This window comes from Burkholderia sp. E168m23, from assembly GCF_016586125.1.
GTDB lineage: Bacteria > Pseudomonadota > Gammaproteobacteria > Burkholderiales > Burkholderiaceae > Burkholderia > Burkholderia orbicola.
The window spans coordinates 1-5,962 of record NZ_BCPP01000406.1 but is presented as its reverse complement, the minus strand read 5'-3'; the positions used below and the strand labels follow the sequence as shown (position 1 = coordinate 5,962).

The following is a 5,962-nucleotide window of genomic DNA, read 5'->3' as shown; positions in this document are numbered from 1 at the left end:
AGCACCGGCTAAGAAGGCCGCCGCGAAGAAGGTTGCAGCCAAGAAAGTCGCAGTGAAGAAGGTTGCTGCGAAGAAGGCCGCACCGGCGAAGAAGGCTGCTGCCAAGAAGGCCGCGCCGGCGAAGAAGGCTGCTGCCAAGAAGGCCGCGCCTGCGAAGAAGGCTGCTGCGAAGAAGGCCGCGCCCGCCAAGAAGGCTGCCCCTGCGAAGAAGGCTGCCGCACCGGCGAAGAAGGCTGCTGCTCCGAAGAAGGCCGTCGTGAAGAAGGCTGCGCCGGCAACGACCGCGTCGACCGCATCGGTTGCGCCGGCATCGGGCGTGAAGACCGCGCTCAACCCGGCAGCAGCATGGCCGTTCCCGACCGGCAGCCGTCCGTAATCGCGGCTGAGCAGCATCACCCGGACACTCACGTGGTGTCCGTGGGTTGAGTAGCGCTACTCAATCAGTCCCGCCATCTGGCTCAGGTGGCGGGATTTTTTTCGTCTGCACGCGTCGTCGAAGGGGCGCCGATCAGCTCGCCGACGCGAGCGCGGAGGAAAGCGAGCGGACGAAAAAAAACGCATGTGCGGCTTCGCACATGCGTTCGACCGCGGCTTGCGCCGCGTGCTGAGGATATCGGTTAGTGCGTGACGCGCGTGACGCCGCCGCTCGACAGCAGGCGTACCCGCTCGCCGGCGCGGAATGCTTCGCCGCTGGCTGCCTGCGTGATCGAGCGCAGATCGCCGTTGTCGAGGCGCACGGTGATTTCGACACCGTTCGCCGTGCTGAGGTTTTCGCCGACCGCGTTACCCGCGACCGCACCGACGAGGCCGCCGGCAATCGCCGTCAGGATCGAGCCTTTGCCGCCGCCGATCGCGCTGCCCGCGACCGCGCCGAGTGCGCCGCCGCCGAGCGTGCCGATCGCGCTGCCGCCGCCGTCGGACTGAATGCGCACCGCACGCACGCTTTCGACCGTGCCCATGCGGACCGTCTGTTCGCGCTGCGCCTGGCCGACGCTATAGACATCCGCCGAACCGGGTGCCGTGAAGCAGCCGGCGAGGGTCAGCGTGGCCGTCAGCATGGCCGCGAGCGTGAGGGTTTTTTTCGTCAACATCTTTGCTCTCCCACAATATTCATTTGAGACTGTAACCGAATGCAGTCTCGAAGCGTGCGTCGATTTCGGCGCGCGTCAGTACGTAAGTCTGGGGCCCTTGATGGGCGATCTTGAGCGAACCCATCAGGCTCGCGAGGCGGCCGGTGGTTGCCCAGTCGAGCCCATGCTCGATGCCGTACAGCAGGCCGCCCCGGAAGGCGTCGCCGCAGCCGGTCGGATCGGCGATACGCTCGGCCGGCACGACCGGAATCTGCTCCGCGCCCTGCTTGTGGCGGATGATCGCGCCGTGCTCGCCACGCGTGATGACGAGGGCGTCGACCCGGCTGGCGATTTCATCTTCGGACCATCCCGTCTTGTCGCTCACCAGCTTGGCCTCGTAGTCGTTGACCGCTACGTAGGTCGCAAGTTCAATGCTGCGGCGCAGCGTCGCACCGTCGAACAGCGGCAGACCCTGGCCCGGATCGAACACGAACGGCACACCGGCCTTGGCGAGCTCTTCCACGTGCTGCACCATCCCGTCGAAGCCGTCCGGGCCGACGATCGCGAGCTTGATGTCCGGTGCGTCGCCCGCGTGGTTCAGGTGCGACTGCATCATCGCGCCCGGGTGGAACGCCGCGATCTGGTTGTTGTCGAGATCGGTCGTGATCATCGCCTGCGCGGTGTACGTATCGGGCAGCACGCGAACGTGGTCGCGGCGCAGGCCGAGCTGGTCGAGCCGGTCGAGATACGGCTGCGCATCCAGCGCGCCCATCGTGCCCATGATGCGCGCGTCGCCGCCGAGCAGGTGCAGCGCGTACCCGATGTTGCCCGCGCAGCCGCCGAACTCGCGGCGCATCGTCGGCACGAGGAAGCTCAGGTTGATGAGGTGCACCTGGTCGGGCAGGATGTGCTCGCGGAACCGCCCTTCGAAGGTCATGATGGAGTCGTAGGCGATCGAGCCGCAAATCAGCGTAGCCAAGGTGTGCGTTCCTGTAGAAATGAAGGGCCCTGCGCGACAACGCCGCGCGAAGGGCGCGGCGCGGCAGGGGAAAGCGGAAGAAAGCTTACTTCAGCGCGGCGAGCGCTGCATCGTAGTTCGGCTCATCCTTGATTTCGCCGACGAGTTCCGCGTGGATCACCTTGTCCTGCGCGTCGAGCACGACCACTGCGCGGGCGGTCAGGCCGTTCAGCGGGCCGCTCGTCACGTCGACGCCGTACGCGTTCGCGAACGCGCGGCCGGTGCGGAACGTCGATGCCGTCACGACGTTCGCGAGGCCTTCGGTCGTGCAGAAGCGCGTGGCGGCGAACGGCAGGTCGGCGGACACGACGATCACCACCGTGTTGTCGAGCGACGACGCGGCTTCGTTGAACTTGCGGGTCGACGTCGCGCAGGTCGGCGTGTCGAGGCTCGGCACGATGTTCAGCACCTTGCGCTTGCCGGCGAAGCTGGCGAGCGACAGGTCGGCGAGGTCCTTGCCGACCAGCTTGAAATCGGCGGCTTGCGCGCCGACGGCCGGGAACGTGCCGGCGAGATCGATCGGGTTGCCACCCAGCGTAACTTTGCTCATGTTCGTGCTCCGAAATAGCGCGCCGCTCGGGCGCGCGGGTTGAGACGGGCGCGCATGCGCGCCGCGGCGCGTCACGGATAGAAGATCTGGACGCGGAAATTCGAGGCGGGCGTGCCGTTCGTTTCGAGGCGGACGACCATCGTCTGCGTCGTGCCGGGCGGCAGCCCGGCGTCGATCGGCGTGCCCGGGCGTACGTAATCGCGCGGCGCGAGCACGCGGCGCACGGTGACGTGATTGGTGTCGTCGAGCAGCGTGAGTTCGACCGACGGATACGCGAGCGCGACGCGGTAGCGGTTCGTCAGCGGCACCTTCAGTTCGAGCTCGCGCGGGCCGTCGAGCTGGCGCAGGTCGGTCGCGTCGAGCCGCAGCCCGTCGATCGCGCGCGGCGGCGTGACCGTGCAGCCGAGCGGCGCGCAGGCCTGCCGGAACCAGCCTTGCGTGACGGGCCAGTAGATCATCAGCGTTTCGCGTTGCCACCACGCCAGTTGCGCGGCGAGCAATCCGACCAGCGCGGCCGCGACGAGACCGCCGAAAAAGCCGCCGAGCATCCCGCGTCGCTGCGGCGCGCGCGTCTCGCGCGTGACGGCGAAGTGCGGACGATCGTCGTCGGACAGTGCGGCGGGGAATGGGACGGCCGGTTGGACGACAGGCTGGGCGGCCGGTTCATCGGCTGCCGCTGCGGCCCGAGCTTCGTCGTGTCGGGCGAAGGTGCCGGGTTCCGATGCGGTTTCGGCTTCGGTGACGGCCGGCGCAGGCGTGAACGCAAAACGCGGTTCGCGCGGCGCGCGTTCGTCGTCCGGCGCGGCGAAGTGCGCGGGGACGACGGGTTCGGCCGGCTCGGTGGCGGTTTCGGTTTCCGACGGAAGGTGGGCGACGAAGCGAGGCTCGCGCGGGTCGCGCTCGAGCGGCGCGGGCGAGGGCGAGGGTGCGGTTTCTTCGGCTTCGTGCGGTGCGTGTTGCGCCTGCGGCGAATGCGGTTCCGTCGGTTGCTCGACGGCAGTCGACGAATCGAGTTCGGCTGGAGAGGACGCGAATGGCGCGGGCGTACCCGACAGATGAACGACGCCGGCTTCCGTGGACGGGAGCGCGAGCGGTATCAGCGGCTCGGTGCGCACGGTCTCGACGCTGTGCTGCAGCGACGGATCGACGCCGGCGTCGAGCCACGGCGCCCACATGTCCCAGCCTTCCGGCTTGTAATCGGTGCCGGTCGGCAATTCGGCCGGCGTGTCGGTGGCGAACAACCGGGCCGGCGCGGCCTGCTGGTGCGTGTCGCTGCTATCCGGCGCGGCAGCCGGTTCGGTCAGCGCCGGTTCGGGCTGCTGCGCGTACTCGGGAACGAGCGATTCGGCGGCGTTGAAGACTTCGTGGCAGTGCCCGCAGCGCACGAGCCCCTGATGCAGCGAGAGCTGTTCCTGCTGCAGCCGGAAGACGGTTTCGCAATGAGGGCAGCGCGTCGCAAGAAGCATGTCGAGCCGGGCGGCCTGCTGGCCAGAGTGAAGGACAGCGCTATTCTAATGGCTTTCGCGGCGGGTTCCGGCAAGGCATACCCAACCTTCGTGTTCGCGCCAGACCGAGATGTCGACGTAGCGTGCATAAACGGCCGCCACTTCGTCCGCCTGACGAGCGAGCACGCCCGACAGCGCGATGCGCCCGCCCGACTTGACCTTCGACGCGAGCATCGATGCCATCAGCTTCAGCGGGTTCGACAGGATGTTCGCGACGACGATGTCGAATTCGCCTTCCGGGCACGCATCGGGCAGCCCGTACGTGACTTCCGCCCGATTGCGTTCGCTGTTCTGGCGCGCCGATTCGACCGCCTGAGGATCGATGTCGATGCCGATCACGGGGTTCGCCCCGCATTTCTTCGCGAGGATCGCGAGAATGCCCGAGCCGCAGCCGTAGTCGAGCACCGACTGGCCGGGCTTCACCGACTGCTCGAGCCACTCCATGCACAGACGGGTCGTGGGGTGGCTGCCGGTACCGAACGCGAGGCCGGGGTCGAGTTCGAGGACGAGCGCATCGGGATCGGGCGCATCGTGCCACGACGGCACGACCCAGATCCGCTCGCCGATCGGAATCGGTTCGAACTGCGACTGCGTGAGCCGCACCCAGTCCTGCTCCTCGACTTCACGCACGACGAACTTCGGCGTCTCCGCGAGGCCGATCTCGTTCGCGGCCGCCGCGAGCAGCACGGCCGGCTCATGGTCGGCCGACAGCAGCGCGACCACGCGCGAGTGCTGCCACGCGGTGCGATCGGGCACGAGGCCCGGCTCGCCGAAGAGCGGCTGTTCGTCGGGCGTGTCGGCGTCGGCATCCTCGACGGACACCGACAGCGCGCCGAGATCGAGCAGTGCGTCGGACAGGGCCTCCGCATGCTCGCGGGCCAGTTCGACGACGAGTTCGCGATAACTCATGCTTACGCTTCTTCCGGTGCGACCTGCTGCTTCTGCGCGAGCCGGTTTTCGAGGTAGTGGATGCTGGTGCCGCCTTCGACGAATTTCGCGTCGATCATCAGCTCGCGGTGCAGCGGGATGTTGGTCTGGATGCCTTCGACGACCATTTCCGACAGCGCGATGCGCATCCGGCTGATCGCCTGCTCGCGCGTCGCGCCGTAGGTGATCAGCTTGCCGATCATCGAATCATAGTTCGGCGGCACGAAATAGCCATTGTAGGCGTGCGAATCGACGCGCACGCCGGGGCCGCCCGGCGTATGCCACGACGTGATCCGGCCCGGCGACGGCGTGAACTTGAACGGATCTTCGGCGTTGATCCGGCATTCGATCGCATGTCCGCGGAACTGGATGTCGCGCTGGCGCAGCGTGAGCTTTTCGCCGGCCGCGATGCGGATCTGTTCCTGCACGATGTCGACGCCCGTGATCAGTTCGGATACCGGGTGCTCGACCTGCACGCGCGTGTTCATCTCGATGAAGTAGAACTCGCCGTTCTCGTACAGGAATTCGAACGTGCCCGCGCCGAGGTAGCCCATCTTCTTGCATGCGTCCGCGCAGCGGTCGCCGATGCGGTCGATCAGGCGACGCGGAATGCCGGGCGCCGGCGCTTCCTCGATCACCTTCTGGTGACGGCGCTGCATCGAGCAGTCGCGCTCGCCGAGCCAGATCGCGTTCTTGTACGCGTCCGACAGCACCTGGATTTCGATGTGGCGCGGGTTCTCGAGGAACTTCTCCATGTACACCTGCGGGTTGCCGAACGCACGGCCGGCTTCCTCGCGGGTCATGTTGACCGCGTTGACGAGCGCGGCCTCGGTGTGCACGACGCGCATCCCGCGCCCGCCGCCGCCGCCTGCCGCCTTGATGATGACCGGAT

At 67.4% G+C, this 5,962-nt stretch carries 7 protein-coding genes; 1 reads left to right on the top strand and 6 read right to left on the bottom strand.

Annotated elements, in window-relative coordinates; genetic code table 11:
- Positions 1-376: histone H1-like DNA-binding protein (locus JMF90_RS20440; RefSeq protein ID WP_201325367.1), on the top strand; the 376-nt coding region annotated here is incomplete at its 5' end.
- A gap of 241 nt (positions 377-617) precedes the next feature.
- Here the strand turns inward: JMF90_RS20440 and JMF90_RS20435 are convergent.
- From JMF90_RS20435 to JMF90_RS20410, 6 genes are all read right to left on the bottom strand, one after another.
- The gene (locus JMF90_RS20435) at positions 618-1,091 is read right to left on the bottom strand and encodes a glycine zipper 2TM domain-containing protein (protein ID WP_006476977.1); all 474 of its coding nucleotides are present in this window, start codon (positions 1,089-1,091) and stop codon (positions 618-620) included.
- A gap of 19 nt (positions 1,092-1,110) precedes the next feature.
- On the bottom strand, positions 1,111-2,049 hold the full coding sequence (locus JMF90_RS20430; RefSeq protein ID WP_006476976.1) for a carbohydrate kinase family protein: 939 nt from the start codon (positions 2,047-2,049) through the stop codon (positions 1,111-1,113).
- An 85-nt stretch (positions 2,050-2,134) separates the two neighbouring features.
- Positions 2,135-2,638, bottom strand: coding sequence for a thiol peroxidase (gene tpx / locus JMF90_RS20425; RefSeq protein ID WP_006476975.1), 504 nt, complete (start codon positions 2,636-2,638; stop codon positions 2,135-2,137).
- Positions 2,639-2,709: 71 nt separating this feature from the next.
- Entirely contained in the window at positions 2,710-4,104 is a 1,395-nt protein-coding gene (locus tag JMF90_RS20420; protein ID WP_175808968.1) for a zinc-ribbon and DUF3426 domain-containing protein, read from the bottom strand.
- Positions 4,105-4,149: 45 nt separating this feature from the next.
- Positions 4,150-5,052 (bottom strand): 50S ribosomal protein L11 methyltransferase, encoded by a 903-nt coding sequence (prmA, locus tag JMF90_RS20415; RefSeq protein ID WP_175808969.1) that lies wholly within the window; start codon positions 5,050-5,052, stop codon positions 4,150-4,152.
- A 2-nt stretch (positions 5,053-5,054) separates the two neighbouring features.
- Positions 5,055-5,962, bottom strand: a 908-nt coding sequence (locus JMF90_RS20410; protein ID WP_201325366.1) for an acetyl-CoA carboxylase biotin carboxylase subunit, incomplete at its 5' end; no start/stop codon positions are given.